Genomic DNA, 25,522 nt, shown 5'->3' on the forward strand with positions numbered 1-25,522 from the left:
TTTCCGCTTTGTGAGCAATCTGTATCAAGCGTGAAACAGAGCAGTGCCAACGATCGCTCCGAGCCCCTCGCCCTATCGACGCGGCAACGTGACCTGCGCCACCAGCCCGCCTTCCGACCCGTTGCGCAACACCAGTTCGCCGCCGTGACGCTTCACGACGTCGTTCGCGATGGCAAGGCCCAGCCCCGTCCCGCCCGTGTTCCTGTTGCGCGAACTTTCCACCCGGTAGAACGGCTCCAGCGCCCGCTCCAGCTGCAACTCCGGTATGCCCGGGCCGTGATCGACAACCTGGATACGCACGCACGACGGCGTGTCGATCAGGCGGATGTGCGCGTCTTCACCGTATCGAATCGCGTTGGCAACCAGGTTCGTCAGGCAGCGTTTGAGGCCCAGCGGCTGGGCCGATATCGGCGGCACCTCACCGCTGATCGTCACCTTCTGACCGAGTTCGGCCGCATCTTCCGCGATGGCATCCACCAGTGCATTGATATCGACCGGACTGAACGCCTCGACCACTTCTTCATTGCGCAGAAACGACAGCGTGGCCTCCAGAAGCTGCGTCATCTCGTCGATGTCGTCTCTGAGCCGGTCACTCAATTCGACATCCTGAGCAGATCGAAGGCGAAGCGTCATGCGCGTCAGCGGGGTACGCAGATCGTGCGATACGGCGGCAAGAAAGCGGTTGCGCTCGCTCATTTGGCGCCGCAGCGACGCCTGCATCGTGTTGAACACGCTGGCGGCCTGACGCGCCTCGACCGGGCCGATTTCCTTGATGGGCGGCGCATCGATATTCCTCGACAGCTCAGCTGCCCCTACGGTCAGCGTGCGGAACGGGGCGGCCAGCATGCGCGCGCCGATCCAGGATGAAATCAGCGCCGGCATCACCTGGATCATCACCGCGGCGCCCCACTGCAACGATGCGCTCATCCCCGGAGGCGGCTTGAAGGGAGCGGTGCTGTAGAGCTTGAAGAGCAGCAGGCCGGCACTGATCTGCATCACGAGGATGATCGAGATCATCACGAAGAACAGGCGATAGAAAGCCGAATCGAAGCGGGGTCTGTGCATGGTCATGGCCGACAGCGAGCAATGGCTTCGATTATCGCCCGTGAATGTAGGGGCCATGTGTGCCGTTTATTGCAAACCCGAAACATGTCTTCGTCCCGCGTCCACCTCGTCTGCCCGCCTGGCCTGCCATCACTCTCACCGATCGTTTGTATCACCGACGATACAAACGCCACATGAACCAGAAATAACCGGCACTTACCGTTCCCCCTGAGTTGCGCTACACGGCATCGCGTTCAGTCGATCGCAAAATCAGGAGGAGACAATGATGAAGGTGAAGAACCGGACGAAGCACCCGGCGGTTTCGGCAACGCTACCGCTGCGGCACGGCGGGCGTTACGCCCCCCTCTTCGTCGGACCGGTATTCGGGTTGGCATCGTTGGGCGTGCACGCGCAGGAACAGGCGCAAACGCCCGTGCCGACTCAGCAGATCGCCGCGCCTGATGCGGCGTCCGCTGCGACGCCTGCCGCGGTGCCCGGCACCGCGGTACCGAATGCCCCTGCAGCGGAGACGTCGAAAGCGCAAGGCAAGGATGGCGCGACGCTCAATACCGTGGTGGTGACCGCGACACGCCGACGCGAACCGGCTCGCGAAGTCCCCATGCAGGTCAATGTCCTGTCGGCCGACGAACTGCAGAAGAGCGGTGCGAAAACGATGTCCGATTATCTCTCTGCGGAGCCGGGTGTCGACTTGAACGCCAGTGGCGGCAGCGGGTCGGGCCAGGTCAGTATCCGCGGCGTGACGACGGGTGTTCAGACAGGGCCGACGGTCGGCATGTATATCGACGACGTCGCGTTCGGCGGCAGCACCCTGTTCTCCCAAAGTGCAACGTTCGCGCTCGACATGAGCCTGCTCGACCTCAACCACGTCGAGATCCTGCGCGGTCCACAGGGCACGTTGTATGGCGCGGGGGCGATGGGCGGCTTGCTGAAATACGTGACCAACGAACCGGACCCGAGTCAGTTTTCCGGGCAGGTCGGCACCGGCGTATCGGGAACGGCGCATGGCGGCGTGAGCGGTTCGGCCAACGCCGCGTTGAACATCCCGCTGAAGACCGACGTTGCCGCGCTGCGCGTCTCCGTGTTCGGGCAGCACGATGGCGGTTATGTCGACGCCGTGGGCCCCAAGGCGGACTCCCACATCGATCGCGGCGACACCTACGGCGCCCGCGCGTCGTTGCTGCTGACGCCGACCCGCGATTTGACGGTCCGGTTGTCCGCGGTCTCGCAAAACATCAATCGCAACGATCCGAACTACGTCGAATACGGCGCCAACGGGCAGCCGGTCTGGGGCGACCTGACAACGCGACAGTTTGCCCAGCAGCCCTTTCATCAAAACATCCAGCTGTATTCGGCCGGGATCGAATACGAACTCGGCTGGGCGCGCCTGAACTCGATCACGTCGTATCAACGCATCAACACGAGCGCGCCGCAAGACCTGACCGGTGTCTATGGGCCGCTATTTGCAGCACAGGGGCTGGATCTCGGTTCGGTAGTCGCCAAGGATGTGGCCACCACGAACAAGGTGACCCAGGAGTTTCGCCTGACCTCGCCGGGCAACCAGCGCCTCGAGTGGCTGGCCGGCCTCTTCTATACGCACGAGCGCAGCAACTCGAGCGAAGGCTTCCTGACGACGTTGCCCGACGGCACGCCCGGCCCGAACCTGTCGGAGCTCCAGGCGCCCAGTACGTACAACGAGTACGCGGCCTACGGCGACCTGACTTATCACCTCACGCCGCGCCTTTCGCTGACGGGCGGCGTCCGGATCGCCCACAACACCCAGACCTATGAACAGACGACCTCCGGTACGCTCGCCGGTCCGACCCAGACCATCTCGGCACCGTCGTCGGACACCAGCAAGACCTACATGTTCACCGCGCGCTATGCGCTGACCGCCAACAGCAATGCGTACGTCCGCATCGCCAGCGGATACCGGCCCGGTGGCCCGAATGCCCTGCTGATCGATCCCCTCACCGGCATGCGCGCGGCGGGCAGCCCGACCTTCGCGCCCGACACGCTGTGGAGCTACGAGGCGGGCTACAAGGCCGACCTGCTGGACAAGCGGCTATCGCTGGAGACGTCGGTCTACGACATCGAGTGGAAGAACATTCAGCAGCTCGGCACGGTCGATGGCGTCAACCAGGTCATCAACGCCGGCAACGCGCGCATCAAGGGCCTGGAGTTCTCCGGCACGTTCCGCCCCAACCCGCATTGGAACTTCAGTGCGAACCTGTCGCTCATCGACGCCAGCCTGACGACCGGCAACGCGAGCGCGGGTACGACAGCGGGCCAGCCATTGCCGAACTCGGCCAAGGTCGCCGCGACGCTCTCGGGTACCTATCTGTTCAGCGCACACGGGTTTCCGTCGTATGCGGGTATTACGCAGCGATTCGTCGGCCGGCGTCATAGCGGGTTCGACGCCAGCTCGGGCCGGCCGGATTACCCGTTGCCAGGCTACGCGATCACGGATCTCCAGGCGGGCGTGGACTTCAGGAAGTTCAGCCTGGCGTTCTATGTTCGCAACCTGTTCGACCGGCGCGCGTTGATCGCGGCCGGTACTTCGCTGATACCGCTGGGCGGCCCGGCGCTCGTCAGCGTGATTCAGCCTCGCACGATCGGCGCGGCACTTACCGTTCCGTTCTAAATCATAGGGACAACTGAAAATGACGCAAGAATCGCACGATATCGCCAAGCAACTGGATACCCTGTTCGAACGCTTCAACAAATCCGATGAACCCGGCCTCGTCGTGGCCGTGGCGCATCGAGGCGAAGTCCTCTACCGACGAGGCTTCGGCATGGCAAGCCTGGAACACGGCGTAGCCAATACGCCGGCCACACGCTTGCGCATCGGCTCGACGAGCAAGCACTTCACCTGTCTCGCCGCGCTCCTGCTCGCCGAGGACGGCAAGCTCGACATCGACGCCGGGATTCGCACGTACCTGCCTGAACTGCCGCTGCTGGCAGGCGATCCCAGCTTGCGCCAGCTGATGACGCATACGAGCGGCTACCGCTGCTATCTCGACCTCACGCTGCTCGCGCAAGGCGTGGCGACGCTGCCGCGTGGCGGCGTGCTGGCGGCAGAAGTCCGGCAACGCGACGTCAATTTCCCGCCGGGCGAGCGGATGATCTATTGCAACGGCGGATATCACCTGCTGTCGCTCGCGATCGAGCGGGTCAGCGGCCTCCCCTTCGAGACCTTTCTGAAGGAACGCATCTTCGACGTGATGGGGATGGTCGACACGGAGTCGGTCGCCGACGACATGCGCATCCGCCCGCGCATGGCGACCCAGCACGTGCCGGACGGAAAAGGCGGATTCATGCGCGGCCTCTTTCCGTCGTGGGAAGTGCTCGGTGAGGGCGGGATCGTGTCGACGGTCGACGACATGCTGCGCTGGCTCGCGCACCTGCGCGGCCCCAAGCGGGTCGGCAGCGAAGCAAGCTGGCGCCAGATGCTGACCAAACCGCACTATTCGAGCGGCGCAGAAGGCGTCTACGCCCTCGGGCTGATGCTCACGCCCCATCGCGACGTGGAGGTGCTGCATCATGCCGGCGGTGTGTTCGGTGGCACCTGCCAGATGCTGACCGTGGCCAGGCACGCACTGGATGTCATCATTCTCACGAACGGCGCGGCAGCCAATGTGGTTGAACTGGCTACGCAGATAGTCGATATCGTTCTGGGCGATGCCATCCTTGGCGCGAAACCTGCCGCGCCGCTGCAAACTACCGGGCACGAAGCCTTGCTCGGCAAGTACCACTCGCGTGTATCCGGGACGTATTGCGTGATCGACGATCTCGACGGGCAAGTCAACGTGAGCTTGCACAACGCCAGACAGATGCCTCAGGCGCTCATCGAAACGAAAGCCGGATTGCGGGTCGATGAAGGGGCCGGCGGAACGCTGCTGATCAAACCTCGAGCGTCGGCGGCAGCGGCACGTGTAACGGCTATCGAGCTGGTGGACTGCGGGCACGCGGAGACGCTCGAGCGCTTGCCCGATCACGCACCGTCGCTCTCCGATGCGTCGGCCGGTCTGACGGGCATGTATCACGGTCACGATGCCGCGGCACGTGCGACGATCGCAGTGACGAACGGTGAACTCATGTTGACCATGCACGGCGTCGCAGGCAGTGCCGACTACCGGCTGGAGCCGGTGGCCGACGATATTTTCACGTTCGACCCCGCCGGTCAGTTTGCCGTCATCCACGGCGTCCTGACGGTGGAACGCTCGGGTCACGAGGTGACGCGCTTTCGCATCGACACGTCGCGCACGCGCAACCTGACCTTCACACGACAGCGGTGTGATTCGTAGATATCGCGTCACTTCATGGTGTGACGTTTGCGTGGTGGGGCTTGCAGCTTCGTCAGGAGGTGCGAGTTCCACCACGCGCCTGTGATGACTCGCCGTGACGTCGCCGGAGACCGCCCTGCCGGTCCATTCGACGAGTCGCTGATGACGGTGGCTTCGTCGTTCGGTCGAAGGCAATCGCAATCGATGCCACGCCACAAAAACAAAAAACCCGCGAGCGCTAGGCTTCTCGCGGGCTTTCGACCCTTCATCGAATCGCACTGAAAGCGATCGTGGTGCCGGGGACCGGACTCGAACCGGCAAGCCAGTTAAGGCGGCGGATTTTCGTCACACTGCTTCTTTCAAAGCCGGCGTCGCGTGCGCGATGCCGTTCGTGCGCTGGACTATGCCTTCACCGTCGCGCGCGGGCGTGCCTGCTGCCCGTGCGCCTTAGGCGCCCCCCGTCTAGTCTCTACACCTTCCTCGCGGATACCGCGAGGCTTGGCTCGGCGTTGCCTCGATGCGCGCATCAGGGGTTTCACCGAATTTGAAGGGTTCTGCACCGACCGTTTCCGGCCGGGCACTCAATCTTTTAAGTCCGCTATGTTTACCAATTTCATCACCCCGGCAAGAGGGCGGACGCGATTCTACCATTGCTCGCGCCCCCCTTCCTCATTTGTTCCGTCGCAGCTTGCCCGACCGGCGACGCGCTGCCGCGATAATGCCCCGAGACCGATCCGGTCCGTTGAAACAACGCCCCTTGCAACCGCGCCGATGCTTGCCGGCACGATCGGCCGCGCGTTCGATCGCATGCGCCTTACATCCGGAAAATGAAAGGCTTCGATTTCGCCTGACATCCGCATGCTCGACCGACGCGGCCGATGCCCCGATTTCCGACGGAATTTCGATACACGGGCGATTCGCCACCTTTCGTTAAGCCCGCCTTAAGCAACGCCGTGATAGCCGATCCCGGCGTTGCGAACGGCACGCCGCACGTTCGCGATTTTTTCACCGAAACGAAATATGCGCGCCTTAGCCTGACCCGCGCCCATGTAACCAGCGGTAATAGATCAACCCGATTCGGTTGGCGCGAATCATCTATTCAGGAAAACGAAATGTTTAGAAAGCCTCTGTTCATTGTGATGTCAGCATCGGTCTTTCTTGCGGCATGCGGTGGAGACGATGCGACTTCGACCCCCGGTATCGCACCGACCAATACGGCGGCCGTGCCGAACACGGCCACCGCGTCCGGCTACGCGCTGTCCGTGTTCGCGAAAGCGCCGGTCTCCACCGACAAACCCGACTCGATCGTCCAGTTCAACGACACCGTCTTCATCGGCTACCAGAAGGCGGGTGACGTCAAGGACGGCTCGGTCCCGGGGCTGACCAACGATGTCGTGCAGTACGACCTGGGCGGCAACGTGCTCAAGACGTATACGGTGCCGGGCCACGTCGACGGCCTGATGGCCCGCGCCGATACGAACACGCTATGGGCGATGGCCAATGAGGACGGCAATCCCGAGCTGACGATCATCGATCTCAAGGCCGGCACGCAGAAGACCTACGCGGCGACCGTCAATCCGACCGCACACGGCGGCGGCTTCGACGACATGCAACTGCTCAACGGGAACGTCTACGTGAGCGCATCCAACCCGGCGACGCCGGGCACCGCGCCGACGGTCGTCCAGCTCACGCTGAACGCCAACGGCACGACGTTCGACGTCGCCCCCGTACTGGCCGGCAATGCACAGGCGACCGACCTGACGCCGTCGGTCGGCGGTTCACCGAATCCGACCTACAACCAGCCGGTCACGCTGGCCCTGACGGACCCGGATTCCGAAGCGATCGATACGGCCGGCGACCTCGTCCTCGACAGCCAGGCCGACGGCAAGCTGGTGTTCATCCACAATCCAGGCGCAAGCCAGAGTGTCAGCGTGCTGACGCTCACGCTCTTCAACGACAAGGACGGCCCCGTGTATCCGGTCGACGATACCCGCTGGGTGCCGGCGCCCGGGCCGCAAAACAAGACCTTCATGCTGTTCACCGACGCAAACAACACGACGTACCGCGTCGATGCCGCATTCAGCCAGGGCGACGCATACAGCGCCGGCCAGGGCCAGGTGATGAAGCTCGATCCGAAGACCGGCCACCTGACGCCGATCGCAACGAGCGTCGGCAACGCGTCGGCGCTTCAGGATCCGCACGGCATGCTGTTCGTCGCGCTGTAACGTCCGTCGGCGCTTGCGTACCGTCCGTCACCCGGGGCGACGGGCGGTACGCGGGCCACGCGCCTCGGGGGGGGCGCCGTTCCGCGCGCGCGCCCACCCCGCTACCGTGCCGGCAGACGCGCCTGAAACGATCCTTCATCACCAACCACCTCGCGCGCGCCCACACGCCACTCCGTTCCGCCGCTACAATCCACGCGTGGTTTCACGAGCGCTTTCGTCATACGAGCCCGTGCGCGCTGTCCGATGTGCCCCCTTCACGCGTCATCGGCAAGTCACAAACGTTTTCGATAATTTCCCGGCCGAAAACGTTTACATCGCGCTACCACATGACCTCGACCATCAAGGACGTCGCTGCCCTCGCGGGCTTCTCGATCGCCACCGTCTCACGCGCGATCAACGCGCCGCATACCGTCAGTCCCGCCACGCTGCAAACGATCCGCACCGCGATCGACACGCTGCAGTTCCGCCCGAGCCCGCTCGGCCGGCAACTGCGCGGCGAGCGCACGCGGCTCGTCGGCGTCGTCGTGCCGACGTTGTCGAACCCCGTGTTCGCCGACTGCCTGCAAGGCATCGACGAGCTCGCGACCGCGGCCGGCTTCAAGCTGATCCTGATGACGACCGAATACGATGCGGCGCGCGAGCGTCATGCGATCGAGACGCTGCGCGAGCAGCGCGTCGAAGGGCTGATCCTCACGGTCGCCGACGCGGACACGCACCCGCTCCTCGACATGCTCGACCGCGACGGCCCGCACTACGTGTTGATGCACAACGACACGCAGCGCCGCCCGTCGGTATCGGTCGACAACCGCAGCGCCGCCTACGACGGCGTGCGGCTGCTGACCGCGCGCGGCCACCGCCGCGTGCTGATGCTGGCCGGCTCGCTCGCCGCATCGGATCGGGCGCGCCAGCGTCATCTCGGTTATGCACAGGCACTCGAGGAAAGCGGCGTCGCCACGCTGCCGCCGGTCGAAGTCGACTTCAACGCGCCCGAGTTGCCCGACGCGGTGCTTGCGCATCTCACCGCACATGCGACGCGTCCGACCGCCCTCTTCTGCAGCAACGACCTGCTCGCGATGGTCGTGATGCGCGGCCTGCGCCGTGCGGGCTTCTCGATCCCGGACGACCTGTCGGTGCTCGGCTTCGACGGGATCGCGATCGGCGAACTGCTCGCACCGCCGCTCGCGAGCGTCGCGACGCCGAACCGCGACATCGGCCGCCACGCGTGGCAGCGTCTCGTCGAATGCATCGGCGGCGCAGCGATCGAACGCACGTCGCTGATCCTGCCTCACAAGGTGCGCGACGGCGCGACGGTCGCCCCGCCGGCCACCGACCTGCAATTGCGCCAGGCCTGAACGAGCGCGCCGCACCACCCCGTACACAACACCACCACCCCAGCGCCTCACCCTCGCCCGGAGACCTGCCGTGTCCTTTCGCCTGACCTCGCTGCTGCGTGCGCTTGCCGCGCCGCTCGCCTGCGCCGCGCTCATCGCCGGCGCGCCCGCCGCCCACGCCGACGAAACCGCGATCTGCTACAACTGCCCGCCCGAATGGGCCGACTGGGCCGCGCAGATCGCGGCGATCAAGCAGAAGACCGGCATCCGCGTGCCGTTCGACAACAAGAACTCGGGCCAGTCGATCGCGCAGCTGATCGCCGAGCAGAAGAGCCCGGTCGCCGACGTCGTCTATCTCGGCGTGTCGTCGGCGTTCCAGGCGAAGGACAAGGGCGTGATCGCGCCGTACAAGCCCGCGCACTGGAACGACATTCCCGCGAACCTGAAGGACCCGCAAGGCTACTGGTTCGCGATCCACTCGGGCACGCTGGGCTTCTTCGTAAACAAGGACGCACTCGACGGCAAGCCGGTACCGCGCTCGTGGGCCGATCTGCTGAAGCCGGAATACAAGGGCATGGTCGGCTATCTCGATCCGTCGAGCGCGTTCGTCGGCTATGCGGGCGCGGTCGCCGTGAACCAGGCACTCGGCGGCAGCCTCGACAACTTCAAGCCGGCGCTCGACTGGTTCAGGAAGCTGAAGGCGAACGCACCGATCGTGCCGAAGCAGACCGCGTATGCGCGCGTGCTGTCGGGTGAGATTCCGATCCTGCTCGACTACGACTTCGATGCGTATCGCGCGAAGTACAAGGACAACGCAAACGTCGAGTTCGTGATTCCGAAGGAGGGCACGATCGCGGTGCCGTACGTGATGAGTCTCGTGAAGGGTGCGCCGCACGACGCGAACGGCAAGAAGGTGCTCGACTTCGTGCTGTCCGACGAAGGCCAGAAGCTGTGGGCCAACGCCTACCTGCGTCCGGTACGCGCACAGACGCTCGGCGCGGACATCGCATCGAAGTTCCTGCCGGCGAGCGAATACGCGCGCGCGAAATCGGTCGACTTCGGCAAGATGGCGGCCGGCCAGCAGGCATTCGGCCAGCAGTACCTGCAGGTGATGCAGTAAGCCGCCGGACGCAACCGATGCTCGACCTGACTTTCCCGCTGCGCTGGCGCGTCGCGCTCGTCGCGCCGGCGCTCGCGGTGTTCGCCGCGTTCTGGCTGCTGCCGATGGCGGCACTCGTGCAGGTGTCCGCCGACGGCGCGTTCTTCTCGCATTACGCGGCGCTGCTCGGCAATGCGCGCTACATGAAGAGCCTCGGCGAGACCGTCGCGCTGTCCGCGGGCGTCACGCTCGCGACGCTCGTACTGTCGACGATCTCGGGCCTCCTGCTCGCGCGCCGCGAATTCGCGGGCAAGCGCGTGCTGCTCGCGCTGCTGACGTTTCCGCTTGCGTTCCCGGGTGTCGTCGTCGGCTTCATGGTGATCATGCTCGCCGGCCGGCAGGGGCTGATCGGCATGCTGTCCGCGAAGCTCACGGGCGACAAGTGGGTATTCGCCTACTCGGTGGCCGGGCTCTTCATCGGCTACCTGTACTTCTCGATTCCGCGCGTGATCGTCACCGTGATCGCGGCCGCGTCGAAGCTCGACGCGTCGCTCGAGGAAGCCGCGCGCTCGCTCGGCGCATCGCCGTGGCGCATCTTCGTCGACATCGTGCTGCCCGCGCTCGCGCCGGGCCTGATCGCGGCCGGCGCGATCTGCTTCGCGACCGCGATGGGCGCGTTCGGCACCGCGTTCACGCTCGCCACCGACCTGAACGTACTGCCGATGACGATCTATACCGAGTTCACGCTGAACGCGAACATCGCGACGGCGGCCGGCCTGTCGATCGTGCTCGGCATCGTCACCTGGGCCGTGCTCGCGCTCGCGCGCCGCTTCACCGGTCACACCGCCGCCGCCGCGGCCTGAGGATTCCCGCATGCAATCGCTTTCCGGCTCTTCCGCACCGTCGCCGGCCCCCGCTCCCGTGCAGGCGAACGGCGTCGCGCGCCGCGCGCCGCGCGTCACCGGCACGCGCGCGATCGCCGCGCTGCAATGGGGCGTCACGCTGCTGCTGTGCGCGTTCCTGATCGTGCCCGTCGTGATGTCGGTGCTCGCGGGCCTCACGGTCAACTACTTCCGAGGCCTGTCGAGCGGCCTCACGCTGCGCTGGCTCGAACAGGTGTGGCAGCAGTATCACGGCTCGGTCGCGCTGTCGCTCTACGTCGCGTTCGCGACGCTCGCGATCGTGCTGGCGATCGGCGTGCCGGCCGGCTATGCGCTCGCGCGCAGCAAGAGCCGCGTCGCGCGCGCGATCGAGGAAGCGCTCGTGCTGCCGGTCGCGCTGCCGGGACTCGCATCGGCGCTTGCGCTGCTGGTCGTGTACGGCGGCTTCACCGCGTTCCGGATGAGCCTGTGGTTCATCGTCGCCGGCCACGTCGTGTTCACGCTGCCGTTCATGGTGCGCGCGGTCGCGGCCGTCGCGGCCGGTGCCGACCTGCGCACGCTGGAGGAAGGTGCGGCCAGCCTCGGTGCGTCGTTCGTCACGCGCTTCGTCACGATCGTGCTGCCGAACCTGCGCCCCGGCATCGTCGCGGGTGCGCTCGCGGTGCTCACGCTGTCGATCGGCGAATTCAACCTCACGTGGATGCTGCATACGCCCGACACCAAGACACTGCCCGTCGGGCTCGCCGATACGTATGCGTCGCTGCGCCTCGAAGTCGGCAGCGCGTACACGATCCTGTTCCTGCTGATGACGCTGCCGCTGCTCGTCGCGATGCAGTGGCTCGGCGTCGATCCGTCCGGCACGCGCGCGCTCAAGAAGCGCCCGCGCTGAATTTCTCGCAGACATGAAACTCGATTCCACCCCCATCACCCTGACCCGCTGCGCGAAGACGTTCCGCGGCACGCGCGTGCTCGAACCGCTCGACCTGTCGATCGGCGCCGGCGAAACGCTCGTGCTGCTCGGGCCGTCCGGCTGCGGCAAGACGACGACGCTGCGCCTGATCGCGGGCCTCGACACGCCGGACGCCGGCGGCACGATCGCGTTCGGCAATGACGACGTGACCCCGCTGCCGATCGAGCGCCGGCAGGTCGGCATGGTGTTCCAGAACTACGCGCTGTTTCCGAACCTGACGGTGCGCGGCAACGTCGGCTACGGGCTGAAGATCCGCAAGACCGAGCCGCGCGCGCTGCGCGAGCGCGTCGACGAGCTGCTCGCGATGATGCGGCTCGACGCACATGCGGACAAGCCGATCGATCAGCTGTCGGGCGGCCAGCGCCAGCGCGTCGCGCTGGCCCGCGCGCTGGCGGTACGGCCGCGCGTGCTGCTGCTCGACGAGCCGCTGACCGCGCTCGACGCGAAGCTGCGCGACACGCTGCGGCGCGAAATGAATGCGCTGCTGCGCGAACTCGGCGTGACGACGGTCTATGTGACGCACGACCAGGCCGAGGCGATGGAGCTCGGCGACCGGATCGTCGTGATGGGCGCGGGCCGCATCGAGCAGATCGGCACGCCGCGCGACATTTACTACCACCCGGCGAATCGCACGGTCGCGCAGTTCATCGGCACGCTGAACCGGCTCGCCGGGCAGTGGCGCGACGGCACGCTGGTGACCACGGGCGGCACGATCGCGACGCCGCACGCCGCCGACGAGTGGTTCTTCCGCCCCGAGGATGCGCAACTCGCCGATCCCGCGCATGCGCCGCTGCGCGGTGCGGTCCGTGAATGCGCGTTCCTCGGCGAACGCACGCGCCTCACGATCGAGCACGCGGCCCCCGACGCGCTCGTGATCGACGTGCCGGGCCGCATCGCGCTCGCACGCGGTACGGCGGTCGGCCTCACGATCGCACCGGAAGGCCTGATCGCGCTCGGTGCGTAACCCGTCATTCGGGCATCATTCATGCAGCACCCCACCGCGGCGCACGACGCCGCGACAACAATCAGACGATTCCGAGGAACGACGATGCTGCTTGCTCAAATCAGCGATCTCCACATCAAGCGTCCGGGCCAGCTCGCGTACCGGCGCGTCGACACCGCGGCCGCGCTCGCGCGCTGCATCGCTAAGCTGAATGCGCTCGAACCACGCCCCGACGCCGTGCTCGTCACCGGCGACCTGACCGACTTCGGTCACGATGAAGAGTACGGCAACCTGCGCGGGCTGCTCGCGGCGCTCGAGATTCCGTACTACCTGATGATCGGCAATCACGACGACCGCGCCGGACTGCGCCGTGCGTTTTCCGATCGCGCCGAGCTGCTGGACGGCGAATTCGTGCAGTACTCGCTCGACGTCGGCGCGGTGCGCGTGCTCGCGCTCGATTCGCAGGTACCGGGCGCCAGCTACGGCGACCTGTGCGACGCACGGCTCGCCTGGCTCGCCGCGCAGCTCGACGCCGCGCGCGACCGGCCCGTCATCGTCGCGCTGCATCACCCGCCGTTCGTGTCGGGGATCGGCCACATGGACAAGCTGCGCCTCGCGCCCGCCGCTTCTGCGAAACTCGACGCGCTGCTGCGCGGTCATCCGAACGTCGAACGGGTGCTGTGCGGCCACGTGCATCGCACGATGTTCACGCGCTTCGGCGGCACAATCGCGTCCGCGGTGCCGTCGCCCGCGCATCAGGTCGCATTCGACCTGCGAACCGATGCCCCCTCCGCTTTCCGGCTCGAACCGCCGGCATTCGCGATCCATTGCCATGCACCCGATACGGGGATGACGTCGCATCACGTGTATGTCGATGAAGGCGCCGGGCCTTATCCGTTTTATGAACCGACGGGTGAGCTGGTCGACTGACGGGATGAAGTCCGCACGATGACGGGCGGCGGCGGCCGGCCGGTTTCGCCGATTCGCCCCCGTCCGGCAGGATTCACGTCGCTCCGGTATGATCGGCAGCCTTGACCGGCGCCCTGCCCGCCTGCGCACCCGACGCGTGCGCCGCGCGCCGCGCCGCCCCACTCCGTCCGCGCAGCCATGTCCACCGCCTCCACCGACCGTCCGACCGACGCCGCCTCGCCCCACTATTCGCGTAGCCTGCTGTTGCTGCTCGCGACGATCGCGGGCGTGTCCGTTGCAAACATCTACTACAACCAACCGCTGCTCGACAGCTTCCGCTCGGCGTTTCCCGACGGCGCGTCCTGGATCGGCGTGATACCCACCGCGACGCAGCTCGGCTACGCGGCCGGCATGTTCCTGCTCGCGCCGCTCGGCGACCGCTTCGACCGCCGCAGGCTGATCCTGATGCAGATCGCCGGCCTGTCGATCGCGCTGATCGTCGCGGCCACCGCGCCGTCGCTGGCCGTGCTCGCCATCGCGAGCCTCGCGATCGGCGTGCTCGCGACGATCGCGCAACAGGCCGTGCCGTTCGCCGCCGAGATCGCGCCGCCCGCCCAACGCGGGCATGCGGTCGGCACCGTGATGAGCGGCCTGCTGCTCGGCATCCTGCTCGCGCGGACGGCCGCCGGCTTCGTCGCTGAGTATTTCGGCTGGCGCGCGGTGTTCGCCGCATCGGTCGCGGCGCTCGTCGCGCTCGCCGCCGTGATCGTGCTGCGGCTGCCGCGCAGCTCGCCGACGTCGACGCTGCCATATGGCAAGCTGCTCGGCTCGATGTGGCATCTGGCGGTCGAACTGCGCGGGCTGCGCGAGGCGTCGCTGACGGGCGCCGCGCTGTTCGCGGCGTTCAGCGCGTTCTGGCCGGTGCTGACGCTGCTGCTCGCCGGCGCGCCGTTCCATCTCGGCCCGCAGGCAGCCGGCCTGTTCGGGATCGTCGGCGCGGCGGGCGCGCTCGCGGCACCGTACGCGGGCCGCTTCGCGGACAAGCGCGGCCCGCGCACGATCATCTCGCTTGCGATCGCACTGCTCGCGCTGTCGTACGTGATCTTCGCGCTGTCGGGCACGAGCCTCGTCGGGCTCGTGATCGGCGTGATCGTGCTCGACGTCGGCGTGCAGGCCGCGCAGATCTCGAACCAGTCGCGTATCTACGCGCTGAAGCCCGAAGCACGCAGCCGCGTGAACACGGTGTACATGGTGTGCTATTTCATCGGCGGCGCGCTCGGCTCGTCGGCCGGCGTCGCCGCGTGGCGCGGGTTCGGCTGGCTCGGTACGTGCGCGGTCGGGCTGCTGTTCACCGCGCTCGCCGGCTGGTTCCACTACCGCGGCGGCCAGCGCGACTGAGCGCCGCCGGCCACGGCAGGGTCACGCGTCGGCGCGGGGCGCGGCCGGTTCGTCGACCTGCGGCTGCGCGAACGCCGGTGGCGGGTCGATCACGGCGGAGGGATCCACCACGGCGCCCGGCGCCGGCACGGCCAGCGGGACGGCGGAAGGCGCGAGAATGGGCGCCGCCTCCGGGATCGCGATCTGCTCGGGTGCGGCGGACGAAGCACCCGCCGCCACCGCCGGCTCGTTAGCCACGCCCGGCGAACTCGCAGCCGCGGCGGCTGCAGCGGACCGGCGCGCCGGATCGAACACGAACGACAGCCCGACACTGCCGAGGATCGCGACGGTCGCGACCACCGTCGCCATCGTCACGGGTTCGCCGAGCAGCAGCGCACCGAGCGCAACCGCGACGATCGGGTTCACGTACATGCAGCTGCTCGCGATGATCGGGCTCGTGTGGCGGATCAGGTAGCCGTACGCGACGTACGCGGCCATCGTGCAGAACACCATCAGGTACAGGAACGCGAACACCGGCCCCACCATCAGGTGCTCGACGCGCTCGCCGACCAGCCACGCGACGAGCGTCGAGATCATGCCGCCGAGGCCGATCTGCAGTGACGTCGACAAAAACAGGTCGGACGGCAGCTTGAGCCGCGTCGCGAGATGCGCGCCGCCAGCCCAGAACAGTGCGCCGGCCAGCACGCAGATCGTGCCGAGCGCCGAATTCTGCGCTGCGGCACCACCCGAATTCAGCACGACGATACCGACCATCCCGAGCGCGACGGCCGACCACTCGCCTTTCGTGACCGGCCGCCCGGCAACCGCCGCGATCACCGTCGCGAACAGCGGCACCGTGGCCACCATCACCGCGGCCGAGCCGCTGCTGACCAAACTGATCCCGAGCGCGATCGTGCCGGACGACAGCGCGACGAGCATCGTGCCGACGATCCCTGCGTTGCGGATTTCGAGCAGCGTCGGCCATTCGGGCTTGCGCCGCAGCGCGAAGATGAACAGGCCAATCCCGCCGAGCAGGTTGCGCAGCCCCGACAGCAGCAGCGGCGGGAACGACTGCAGCGCGAAATGCAGGCCGCTGTAGGTCGAACCCCAGACGAAATAGATGAAGACGAGCGCCAGCGCCACGCGACCGCTGCGGCTTTGCGGCAGGCGGATCCGGAACGAGAAGCGGGCGAAGAAGTCGAGGAGACGGTCGAGCGGCGTCATCGTGCGGCCTGCCCGCACGTCACGCCGCGCGCCCCGCTGAAAGACGCCGGCGATGCCGGCAAACGGCCCTGGCGGGACCGGGAAGGCAGAGCGAACGTGCGGAACGACATGACAGTGCGAACGGCGACGAAAGAGAACCGGCAAGCGGCGGCAGAGGGACAAAAAAAACGCGCGCAACCGCTTCGGCTGCGCACGCTCGGCATTATGGCATCAAGGATTCGAAAGCATCGTCGGACCTGTCTGAAAGGATCACGAATGATGTTTCCGCGCGACATTTTCCGGCCGGCGGACAGGTGAAATCGGGGCCGGATACACGTCGCGCATGCGTTGCCGAATCTGCTTCGCCCCGCCATCCAGGACAGTACGTCGCGATCGAACCAGGCATCGGCCGAACGGCCAGTCCTGCACGTCGGCCAGCACTTCCCCCTTATCGTGACGGTCGACCCACGCGCCTCCCGCCCTGCGCGGCCTTCCTTCGAAACCCGCACCAGCCATACAAAATTTTGTATAATCCAACCATTCTTCCGCCGAAGCCCGTCGTTTTCGTCGGCAGCGCGCTAGCCGATCTTCGCGGCTTTCCGCTGCCCGCGCGACGCGAAGCCGGCCACCAGATCGACCAGGTGCAACGCGGGCTGGCGCCCGACGACTGGAAGCCGATGCGCACCGTCGGCGTCGGCGTGCGGGAAATTCGCTTGCGCGATGCGAGCGGCGCGTTCCGGATCATTTACGTCGCGACATTCGCCGACACCGTCTACGTGCTGCACTGCTTCCGGAAGCAATCGGCGCGCACGACCAGGGCCGATATCGAACTGGCCGCCCGGCGCTATCGCGCGCTGACGATGGAGAGGAAACGATGACCAACGAACGTTATTCAAGCGTCTGGGACGCAATCGAGGGCCAGCCGGCCGAAGCCGAGAACATGAAGCTGCGATCCGAGCTGATGATCGCGCTCAAGCAGCGCATCGCGCAGCTCGAGCTCAGTCAGGTCCAGGCCGCGAAACAGCTGGGCGTCACGCAGCCGCGCGTCTCCGACCTGATGCGCGGCAAGATCAACCTGTTCGGGCTCGACGCGCTCGTGAACATGGCGGCGGCTGTCGGCCTGCGCGTCGACCTCCAGGTGCGCGAATCCGCGTGACGCGTCACGTGCGATGCCCGATGCATCGCGGCACGCGCATGCGGCGCCACCGTGTGCCACGCGCCGCTCACGGTTCACTCACGATCCGCCGAACCAGTTGTACCCCTGGTCGACCCAGTAGCCGCCCGGAAACGTATCGGTCACGAAGATCTCCATGATGTGCTTCGGGTTCTTGTAGCCGAGCTTGGTCGGCATCCGCAGCTTCATCGGGAAGCCGAATTCCGGCGGCAACCGATGGCCGTCGTAGTCGAACGCGAGCAGCGTCTGCGGATGCAGCGCGGTCGGCATGTCGATGCTCTCGTAGTAATCGTCCGCGCACTTGAAGCCGACGTACTTCGCCTTCGTATCGGCGCCCGCCCGCGCGAGAAACGCGCCGAACGGCGTGCCGCCCCAGCGGCCGATCGCGCTCCACCCTTCCACGCAGATATGCCGCGTGATCTGTTCCGCGTGCGGCAGCGCATACAGTTCGTCGAGTGTCCACACGCGCTTGCCCGTCACGCGGCCGGACAGCACGAGCCGATACGTCGACGCATCGACGTGCGGCACGTCGTCGATGCCGTAGTACGCATTGAACGGGAACGGTCGCGTGATATCGGCTTCGGTGTAGGTCGGCGCGAGCCGCTCGCCGCTGAACAGCCACGCCTGCACGCGGTCGTTCATGCGCGACACCCTCTCGAGGAACGTGTTGACCGACGCGTCGTCCTGCAGCGTGCAGCCGGTCAGCATCGTCAGGCCGCCGAGCGTCAGGATGCGCCGGTTGAACAGCCGCCGCGACGGCATCTCGAGCTCGCGGCGCACGTCGAGTTCGAGCGACTTCCGGTCGAGCGTCCAGCGCGAACCGTCGCGCTTGTCTTCGGATTGCGACATGATGATTTCCTTCACGCGAAGTTGACGGTCAGCGCCCGCGCAGCATCGCGAGCAGCGAACGCGGCACCAGCAGCGCCATCGCGACGTGCACGACGACGAACCCGACGAGCAGCGACATCGCCCAGAAATGCACGACGCGCGCGTTGTCGTAACCGCCGAACAGTTCGCGCAGCAGCGGGAATTGCACGGATTTCCAGATCGTCAGCCCGGACAGCACCAGCACGATCAGATCGACGATCGCGACCAGGTACGCGGCGCGCTGCACCGCGTTGTAGACGCTCAAATCGTCATGCGCGAGCCGGCCGCTCAACGCCGCGCGCACGTCGCGCCACACGGACGCCGGCGTGACGGGCAGCATCTTGCGGGCGAGGCGCCCGGTCGCGATCGACATCGTCAGGTAGAACAGCCCGTTGAAGACGAGCAGCCACATCGCCGCGAAATGCCATTGCAGCGCGCCGCCGAGCCAGCCGCCCAGCGTGATGCCATGCGGAAACACGAATGGCGGATAGATCGGCGACGCGTCGTAGATGCGCCAGCCGGACAGCACCATCAGGATCGCCGCGAGCGCGTTGAGCCAGTGGCTCACGCGCACCCACAGCGGATGGATCGGGCGCGCGGGCGGCGTGGCGGCCGCGCGGCCGGTGGCGGGAACGGTTTGCATGATGAAGTCTCCCGGAATGGGTCGACGAAACGCGATGCGGGCGGGCGGCCGCCGTGCGACGCACGCGCCGGCCGCGCCGCGTCCGCCTCCGTCAGTACGACGGCGTCATCTTGTCGCCCGACGACTTGCCCATCTCGTCGTGCGACATCCCGTCCTTCTTCATCGCGTCTTTCTTCATCGCATGCTTCTTCATGCCGTCCTTCTTCATCGCGTCATGGCCCATCGCATCCTTGGCCATCGCATCGTGGCCCATCGCGTCCTTCGACATCGACGAACCTGGCTGCGACATCGCGTCGTTCTGCGCATACGCGCCCGTGGCGATCGTGGCGAAAGCGGCGACGCAAGCGGCAATCAGTACTTTTTTCATGACATCTCTCCAAAACATGGGTTTAAGGAGCCGAATAGACGGACGACGTCGCGGGAAATGACAGCCGCTGCGAAAATTTTTTTTTGAGGTTGCGCGAAAGCGCGTCATGTTGCACCGCTTCGCCGTTGCCGGCCGAGCCGGGAGGCCATGCGGCGACGACGCGCGCTGCCATTTCGACGGGCCACCGTACCGCCCGCCATGCTGCGGCCGCACCGGGGCTGCCGATCCTCTCCCGGTTGAAACCGCCGCCAAGCCAGTGTATCGTGTGCGCTGCTAACGCGGGGGTCCTGCAATGCGTCCGGTCAAACAATCGGCATTGCGGGTGAGAAATACCCTTTGAACCTGATCTGGATAATGCCAGCGCAGGGAAGCGTACGGATTTCGCCGCCATCCTTCTGACGAAATCCGCCGCCTCACCAAGCCTCGTCTCCTGCTTAGCTCGAGCCCCACATACGTCAAGGGCTCCGGGCAAGCGCCGAAGCGCCTGTCCGGCGCTCACACAGGAGATTGCATGAACGCCAATCCGAAGTTTCTGTCCGCCGACGCTCATGTCGATGCTGCGGCCGTCGCCCCGCTGCCGAATTCCCGCAAGGTTTATGTCACCGGCTCACAGCCCGACATCCGCGTGCCGATGCGTGAAATCACGCAGGCCGACACGCCGACCGGCTTCGGCGGCGAAAAGAATCCGCCGATCTACGTGTACGACACGTCGGGCCCTTACACCGATCCGGACGCGAAGATCGACATCCGCGCGGGCCTGGCTGCACTGCGTCAGGGCTGGATCGAAGCACGCGGCGACACCGAAGTGCTCGGCGGCCTGTCGAGCCAGTACGGCCTCGAGCGCGCGGCCGACCCGGCCACCGCCGACCTGCGGTTCCCGGGCCTGCACCGCAACCCGCGCCGCGCCCAGGCCGGCAAGAACGTCACGCAGATGCACTATGCGCGCCAGGGCATCATCACGCCGGAAATGGAATACATCGCGATCCGCGAGAACCAGCGCCGTGCCGAGTACCTCGAGAGCCTGAAGGCGAGCGGCCCGAACGGCGCGAAGCTCGCCGCGATGATGGGCCGCCAGCACCCGGGCCAGGCGTTCGGCGCAGCGGCATTCGGCGCGAACGCGCCGGCCGAGATCACGCCGGAATTCGTGCGCTCGGAAGTGGCGTGCGGCCGCGCGATCATCCCCGCGAACATCAACCACCCGGAATCCGAGCCGATGATCATCGGCCGCAACTTCCTCGTGAAGATCAACGCGAACATCGGCAACTCGGCCGTCACGTCGTCGATCGGCGAGGAAGTCGACAAGATGACGTGGGCGATCCGCTGGGGCGGCGACACGGTGATGGACCTGTCGACCGGCAAGCACATCCATGAAACGCGCGAGTGGATCATCCGCAACAGCCCGGTGCCGATCGGCACGGTGCCGATCTACCAGGCGCTGGAAAAGGTCAACGGCAAGGCTGAAGACCTGACCTGGGAAATCTTCCGCGACACGCTGATCGAACAGGCCGAGCAAGGCGTCGACTACTTCACGATCCACGCGGGCGTGCGCCTGCAGTACGTGCCGCTCACCGCGAACCGGATGACCGGCATCGTGTCGCGCGGCGGCTCGATCATGGCGAAGTGGTGCCTCGCGCATCACAAGGAAAGCTTCCTGTACGAACACTTCGAAGAGATCTGCGAGATCATGAAGGCGTACGACGTGAGCTTCTCGCTCGGCGACGGCCTGCGTCCCGGCTCGATCTACGACGCGAACGACGAAGCGCAGCTCGGCGAGCTGAAGACGCTCGGCGAACTCACGCAGATCGCATGGAAGCACGACGTGCAGGTGATGATCGAAGGCCCCGGCCACGTGCCGATGCAGCTGATCAAGGAGAACATGGATCTCCAGCTCGACTGGTGCAAGGAAGCACCGTTCTACACGCTCGGGCCGCTGACCACCGACATCGCACCGGGCTACGACCACATCACGTCCGGCATCGGCGCCGCGATGATCGGCTGGTTCGGCACCGCGATGCTGTGCTACGTGACGCCGAAGGAGCACCTCGGGCTGCCGAACAAGGACGACGTGAAGGAAGGCATCATCACGTACAAGCTCGCCGCGCACGCGGCCGACCTCGCCAAGGGTCACCCGGGCGCGCAGGTGCGCGACAACGCGCTGTCGAAGGCGCGCTTCGAGTTCCGCTGGGAAGACCAGTTCAACATCGGCCTCGATCCGGACAAGGCGCGCGAATTCCACGACGAAACGCTGCCGAAGGATTCGGCAAAGGTCGCGCACTTCTGCTCGATGTGCGGCCCGCACTTCTGCTCGATGAAGATCACGCAGGACGTGCGCGAGTTCGCGGCGCAGCAGGGCGTGTCGGAAACCGAAGCACTGAAGAAGGGGATGGAAGTGAAGGCGGTCGAGTTCGTCAAGACCGGCGCCGAGATCTATCACCGTCAATAAGCGCAAGCGGCGGTCCGGCGATCCCCGCCGGCCCCCTCGCGATGCACGAAGCCCGCTTTCGAGCGGGCTTTTTTACGCATGTCGCGTGCCTGCCGGTACACGGGTAAACCACCGGAAACAATTCATTACGAAACCGCGCGAGCCTTAACAAGTCCTTACAGCAGCGCCACAGGGCGGCGCGTAGATTGGGTTCATGCGCGGCCGCCGGCCGGTCGCGTGTCCTCCGTTCACAACCGCAAGGACAACGATCATGAATTCGATACGGCGTATTGGGGTATGCGCGCTGCTCGTCGCGACCGTGGCCAGCCTGTCGGCCTGTGACTCGATGACGAGGCGCCAGCGCGACACGGCAATCGGTGCAGGTGTCGGCGGCGTCGCCGGCGCGGCAATCGGCGGCAGCGCGCTGTCGACGCTGGGCGGCGCGGCGGCCGGCGGCATCATCGGCAACCAGGTCGGCAAGTAAGCGGCGAAGCGCGCCGCGACGGTCAACCAGACGGCGTTTCCGCGGGGCGGAAGCGCCGTTTTCGCATGCGGCGCCGCAACGTAACCTGCAGCCCGCACGGAAATGATCCGTTACCGTTTTGCACACCGTGTCATCGGCGCGCGGCCTAAGCTTAAGCATCTGCCGATTGCCGGCTCCGCCGGAGAGACATCATGAACAGGACCTTCGTCGCCACGGCGCTCGCCTGCGTGACGCTCGCCGGCTGCTACTACCCGTACGGCTATTATCCTGGCGGCTATTACACGGCCGCCCCGGTGCAGCCGGCCCCCGTCTACGTCGATCCCGGCCCCGCCTATTACTATCCGGCACCTGCCTATGCGCCCGCGTGGGGCGGCTATTGGGGACCGGCGGTTTCGCTCAATTTCGGCTTCGGCGGACGCGGCGGCTGGCGCCATCACTGATCGGGCACGACCGCCGGCGGGCAGCCGCCCCGCGCCGGCCACCGGTGACATTCCCGTTTCTTGCCATTTCATCGAATCGTGAAACGACGGGGTGGTAACGGGGTGTAAGATTCTCCGCATCCCGTCCCCGCCCTTCACGATCGATGTCCCCCAAGAACGCCCTTCTGCTGACCGTGCTCGCTGCCCTGTGGGGTGCGTCGTTCCTGTTTATCCGGATCGGCGTCGTCGATCTCGGCGTCGCGCCATTGATGGCGTTACGCGTGGGTATCGGTGCACTGTTTCTCACGGGCTTCGCGCTGACGCGCTTCAAGCCCGCCGATCTCGGCGCCCGGCTGCGCCGTCATGCGTGGCCGTTGTTCGTCGTCGGTGCGCTGAATTCGGGCATCCCGTTCTGCCTGTTCGCGTTCGCCGAATTGACGCTGTCGGCCGGCGTGACGTCGGTGATCAACGCGACCACCCCGCTGTGGGGCGCGCTCGTGGCCTACGTGTGGCTGAAGGACAAGCTGTCGCTGCCGCGCGCGCTCGGCCTCGTGATCGGTTTCGCCGGCGTGCTCACGCTCGTGTGGAACCAGATCGCGAATGCGCACGGCGAAACGGGCGCCACCGCGACCGCGCTCGCCGCCGCCGCCGCGCTCGGTGCGACGCTGCTATACGGCATTGCAGCCAATTACACGAAGCGCAAGCTGACCGGCGTCGATCCGCTCGTCAACGCGACCGGCAGCATGATCGGCTCGACCATCCTGCTGCTGCCGTTCGCGATCGCCACCTGGCCGGCCGCGCCGGTCGGCGCACATGCATGGGGCTCGGTGCTCGCCCTCGGCGTGGCCTGCACGGGCATCGCGTATTTCATCTACTTCTACCTGATCGCGCATGTCGGCCCCGCCCGCGCGATTACCGTGACGTTCGTGATCCCCGTGTTCGGCCTGTTGTGGGGCGCGCTGTTCCTCGGCGAACACGTGACGGCCGTGATGATCGAAGGCTGCGCGATCGTGCTCGTCGGCACCGCGCTCGCGACTGGCGTAATCAAGCGGATTCCCGGGATCCGGCCACGCAGCGGCGAAGCGACCTGACGTTTCATTCGGGCACACGCACCGCCATCGGTCGGGCCGCGATGCCTGACGACCGGGCGCCGAGTGTTTACCACCACGCGGCGAATGGTGCCGCAGCGCGGCCGGCATTCCTCTGACGGCGACATGCGCTCGCCCATTCGCTCGCCACTGGCCGGCTGCCGCACTTTCCCGCGTCACCGCGCACGCCATGCCGTCCGATTGTCATGTGCGGCGGCGGCGCCCAACGCTGCTCGGCGGTCATGCGCGGCCCGCATGCGTGCGTTGCCGGCCGCCGCCGCGTACCCGGGTGCGTGTGGAGTTTCCCTGATACGCGAGCGGCCCCGTTCCCGTTACACTCCGAACACTTACCCGCAGAAGGCGGTCTCGATGTCCCACGTCCTTTCGCGTCCGCCGGCGCGTGCGACTGCTTCAGCGTGGCGGCGCGTTGCCGTTCCGCCGCTCACTCCCGGGCACCGTTGACATGAAGCCCGCCCGCGACCTCTCGCTCGACTCCCTGCTCGAACGCCTCACGCCGACACCCGGCGGCTGGGTCGCCACCTATCGCACCACGACGCTGCGCAGCGTGTTCCAGCCCGTGCTGTCGATCACGCACAAGCGGGTCGTCGGTTACGAGGCGCTGCTGCGCGTCGTCGACACGAACGGCGCACTGATCTCGCCCACCGCCTTGTTCGACAAGACGCGCGCCGACGCCGACGCGTTGCTGCTCGACCGGCTCGCGCGCTGCCTGCACACGGCCAACTTCGTCGCACAGGGCATCGGCGACGGCTGGCTGTTCCTGAACGTCATGCCGCGCGTGCTCGACTCGGGCCTCGTGCAGCGCGAATTCGTCGAGGCGCTGTGCCGGCATTTCGCACTGCCGCCGAACCGCATCGTGCTGGAAGTGATCGAACAGCCCGCGCGTGACGAAGCCGCACTCGCCCGCACGATCGACATGATCCAGCATCGCGACTTCCTGATCGCGATCGACGATTTCGGCACGGGATTCTCGAACTTCGACCGCGTGTGGCGCGCGCGCCCCGACATCGTCAAGCTCGATCGCTCGCTCGTCGTGCGCTCGACCGGATCGGCCGACGATCGCCGCATCCTGCATCACCTCGTGTCGATGCTGCATCAGGCCGGCGCGATGGTGCTTGCCGAAGGCGTCGAGAGCGACGACTCGCTGCAGGCGCTGATGGACGCCGACATCGATTTCGTGCAGGGTTTCCAGTTCGGCCAGCCCGATGCATCGATCGCCCATGCCAGCGCGGCGGCACCCGCCATGCTCGACGCCGCGTGGCAGCGCTTCATCGCCCGCCGGCACACGCCGGTCGTCGCCGAACAGCCGGGCTTCGACGCGATCGAGCGGCTCGTGCTCACCGGCGCGGCCGCGTTTTCCGCGAGCGGCAACCTGCAGGACGCCGCGCAACGCGTGTTCGCGGTGCCGGCCGCGCGCCGTGTGTTCGTCACCGACGAGACCGGCGAGCAGTTCCTGCCGTCGATCGGCGCACGCGCCGACGACGGCCAGGCGGGCGTCACCCGCCTCGCACCACTCTTCCCGGAAACGCACAGCAACTGGTCGCGGCGCCCGTACTTCCAGCGCGCGATCGCCGCGCCCGGACGCGTCGCGCTGATGGGCCCGCACTTCTCGCTGACGGAAGGCCGCGACTGCTATACCGCAGCCGTCGCGATCCGCGCGCAGAGCCGGCTCGTCGTGTTCTGCGTCGATTTCGTGCTCGACAGCGCAGGAACCGTCATGCGGTAACGGGCACGACGGCGGGCGATCGGCTATC

The 25,522-nt window shown here is 66.6% G+C and carries 22 protein-coding genes and 1 riboswitch; of the genes, 17 read left to right on the top strand and 5 right to left on the bottom strand.

All coding sequences use genetic code 11. The annotated features are described in order from the left end of the window. Positions 1 to 72: 72 nt before the first annotated feature. On the bottom strand, positions 73 to 1,071 hold the full coding sequence (locus LGN19_RS16310; protein ID WP_226215949.1) for an ATP-binding protein: 999 nt from the start codon (positions 1,069 to 1,071) through the stop codon (positions 73 to 75). A gap of 259 nt (positions 1,072 to 1,330) precedes the next feature. Between LGN19_RS16310 and LGN19_RS16315 the strand changes: the two genes are divergently transcribed. The 10 genes from LGN19_RS16315 to LGN19_RS16360 all read left to right on the top strand — a co-directional run bounded on the left by LGN19_RS16315 (position 1,331) and on the right by LGN19_RS16360 (position 15,104). Beyond that, the gene (locus LGN19_RS16315; protein WP_226215951.1) at positions 1,331 to 3,706 is read left to right on the top strand and encodes a TonB-dependent receptor; all 2,376 of its coding nucleotides are present in this window, start codon (positions 1,331 to 1,333) and stop codon (positions 3,704 to 3,706) included. A gap of 19 nt (positions 3,707 to 3,725) precedes the next feature. Further along, positions 3,726 to 5,369: a serine hydrolase domain-containing protein gene (locus tag LGN19_RS16320; RefSeq protein ID WP_226215953.1), complete on the top strand. Its 1,644-nt coding sequence runs from the start codon at positions 3,726 to 3,728 to the stop codon at positions 5,367 to 5,369. A 1,091-nt stretch (positions 5,370 to 6,460) separates the two neighbouring features. Beyond that, positions 6,461 to 7,573 (top strand): hypothetical protein, encoded by a 1,113-nt coding sequence (locus LGN19_RS16325; protein ID WP_226215955.1) that lies wholly within the window; start codon positions 6,461 to 6,463, stop codon positions 7,571 to 7,573. 326 nt (positions 7,574 to 7,899) lie between these two features. Continuing rightward, positions 7,900 to 8,925 carry a substrate-binding domain-containing protein gene (locus tag LGN19_RS16330; protein ID WP_226215957.1) on the top strand — a complete coding sequence of 342 codons (1,026 nt, stop codon included), beginning with the start codon at positions 7,900 to 7,902 and terminating at the stop codon, positions 8,923 to 8,925. A gap of 70 nt (positions 8,926 to 8,995) precedes the next feature. Continuing rightward, complete coding sequence (locus LGN19_RS16335; protein WP_043182161.1) at positions 8,996 to 10,024, top strand: ABC transporter substrate-binding protein; 1,029 nt, start codon at positions 8,996 to 8,998, stop codon at positions 10,022 to 10,024. 17 nt (positions 10,025 to 10,041) lie between these two features. Next, positions 10,042 to 10,866 carry an ABC transporter permease gene (locus tag LGN19_RS16340; RefSeq protein ID WP_089445290.1) on the top strand — a complete coding sequence of 275 codons (825 nt, stop codon included), beginning with the start codon at positions 10,042 to 10,044 and terminating at the stop codon, positions 10,864 to 10,866. Between the two features lie 10 nt (positions 10,867 to 10,876). After that, on the top strand, positions 10,877 to 11,773 hold the full coding sequence (locus LGN19_RS16345) for an ABC transporter permease (protein WP_226215963.1): 897 nt from the start codon (positions 10,877 to 10,879) through the stop codon (positions 11,771 to 11,773). A gap of 13 nt (positions 11,774 to 11,786) precedes the next feature. Further along, on the top strand, positions 11,787 to 12,818 hold the full coding sequence (locus LGN19_RS16350; RefSeq protein ID WP_226215965.1) for an ABC transporter ATP-binding protein: 1,032 nt from the start codon (positions 11,787 to 11,789) through the stop codon (positions 12,816 to 12,818). Positions 12,819 to 12,902: 84 nt separating this feature from the next. Further along, the gene (locus tag LGN19_RS16355) at positions 12,903 to 13,727 is read left to right on the top strand and encodes a phosphodiesterase (RefSeq protein ID WP_226215967.1); all 825 of its coding nucleotides are present in this window, start codon (positions 12,903 to 12,905) and stop codon (positions 13,725 to 13,727) included. A gap of 177 nt (positions 13,728 to 13,904) precedes the next feature. Beyond that, positions 13,905 to 15,104: an MFS transporter gene (locus LGN19_RS16360; protein WP_174957244.1), complete on the top strand. Its 1,200-nt coding sequence runs from the start codon at positions 13,905 to 13,907 to the stop codon at positions 15,102 to 15,104. A gap of 21 nt (positions 15,105 to 15,125) precedes the next feature. Here LGN19_RS16360 and LGN19_RS16365 read toward each other — a convergent pair whose 3' ends face one another. Continuing rightward, a complete protein-coding gene (locus LGN19_RS16365; protein WP_226215969.1) occupies positions 15,126 to 16,307 on the bottom strand; it encodes an EamA family transporter in 1,182 nt (393 codons plus the stop codon). Between the two features lie 503 nt (positions 16,308 to 16,810). On the opposite strand from LGN19_RS16365, the gene LGN19_RS16370 reads away from it, so the two are divergent. Both LGN19_RS16370 and LGN19_RS16375 read left to right on the top strand, forming a co-directional pair. Continuing rightward, positions 16,811 to 17,164, top strand: coding sequence for a type II toxin-antitoxin system RelE/ParE family toxin (locus LGN19_RS16370; protein WP_226216034.1), 354 nt, complete (start codon positions 16,811 to 16,813; stop codon positions 17,162 to 17,164). Continuing rightward, positions 17,161 to 17,442: a helix-turn-helix domain-containing protein gene (locus tag LGN19_RS16375; protein WP_226215971.1), complete on the top strand. Its 282-nt coding sequence runs from the start codon at positions 17,161 to 17,163 to the stop codon at positions 17,440 to 17,442. Before LGN19_RS16370 ends, LGN19_RS16375 begins: the two co-directional genes overlap by 4 nt. Before the next feature lie 78 nt (positions 17,443 to 17,520). Here the strand turns inward: LGN19_RS16375 and LGN19_RS16380 are convergent, their stop codons facing one another. The 3 genes from LGN19_RS16380 to LGN19_RS16390 form a co-directional block, all read right to left on the bottom strand. Next, positions 17,521 to 18,309 carry a molybdopterin-dependent oxidoreductase gene (locus LGN19_RS16380; protein WP_226215973.1) on the bottom strand — a complete coding sequence of 263 codons (789 nt, stop codon included), beginning with the start codon at positions 18,307 to 18,309 and terminating at the stop codon, positions 17,521 to 17,523. A 28-nt stretch (positions 18,310 to 18,337) separates the two neighbouring features. Next, positions 18,338 to 18,970, bottom strand: a complete 633-nt coding sequence (locus LGN19_RS16385) for a cytochrome b/b6 domain-containing protein (protein ID WP_226215975.1) — start codon at positions 18,968 to 18,970, stop codon at positions 18,338 to 18,340. Positions 18,971 to 19,061: 91 nt separating this feature from the next. After that, complete coding sequence (locus LGN19_RS16390) at positions 19,062 to 19,337, bottom strand: pentapeptide MXKDX repeat protein (RefSeq protein WP_122944914.1); 276 nt, start codon at positions 19,335 to 19,337, stop codon at positions 19,062 to 19,064. A gap of 270 nt (positions 19,338 to 19,607) precedes the next feature. Continuing rightward, positions 19,608 to 19,724, top strand: a riboswitch (TPP riboswitch). A gap of 124 nt (positions 19,725 to 19,848) precedes the next feature. Between LGN19_RS16390 and thiC the strand changes: the two genes are divergently transcribed. From thiC to LGN19_RS16415, 5 genes are all read left to right on the top strand, one after another. Further along, positions 19,849 to 21,780 (top strand): phosphomethylpyrimidine synthase ThiC, encoded by a 1,932-nt coding sequence (gene thiC, locus LGN19_RS16395; RefSeq protein ID WP_048024440.1) that lies wholly within the window; start codon positions 19,849 to 19,851, stop codon positions 21,778 to 21,780. 250 nt (positions 21,781 to 22,030) lie between these two features. Next, positions 22,031 to 22,243, top strand: coding sequence for a glycine zipper 2TM domain-containing protein (locus tag LGN19_RS16400; protein WP_043182137.1), 213 nt, complete (start codon positions 22,031 to 22,033; stop codon positions 22,241 to 22,243). A 191-nt stretch (positions 22,244 to 22,434) separates the two neighbouring features. Beyond that, positions 22,435 to 22,683, top strand: a complete 249-nt coding sequence (locus LGN19_RS16405; RefSeq protein WP_122944912.1) for a hypothetical protein — start codon at positions 22,435 to 22,437, stop codon at positions 22,681 to 22,683. Between the two features lie 143 nt (positions 22,684 to 22,826). After that, positions 22,827 to 23,753, top strand: a complete 927-nt coding sequence (locus LGN19_RS16410; RefSeq protein WP_226215977.1) for a DMT family transporter — start codon at positions 22,827 to 22,829, stop codon at positions 23,751 to 23,753. Positions 23,754 to 24,213: 460 nt separating this feature from the next. Continuing rightward, positions 24,214 to 25,494 carry an EAL domain-containing protein gene (locus tag LGN19_RS16415; protein WP_122944910.1) on the top strand — a complete coding sequence of 427 codons (1,281 nt, stop codon included), beginning with the start codon at positions 24,214 to 24,216 and terminating at the stop codon, positions 25,492 to 25,494. Positions 25,495 to 25,522 lie beyond the last annotated feature (28 nt).

It is taken from the genome of Burkholderia sp. AU30198 (genome assembly GCF_020419825.1).
Lineage (GTDB): Bacteria > Pseudomonadota > Gammaproteobacteria > Burkholderiales > Burkholderiaceae > Burkholderia.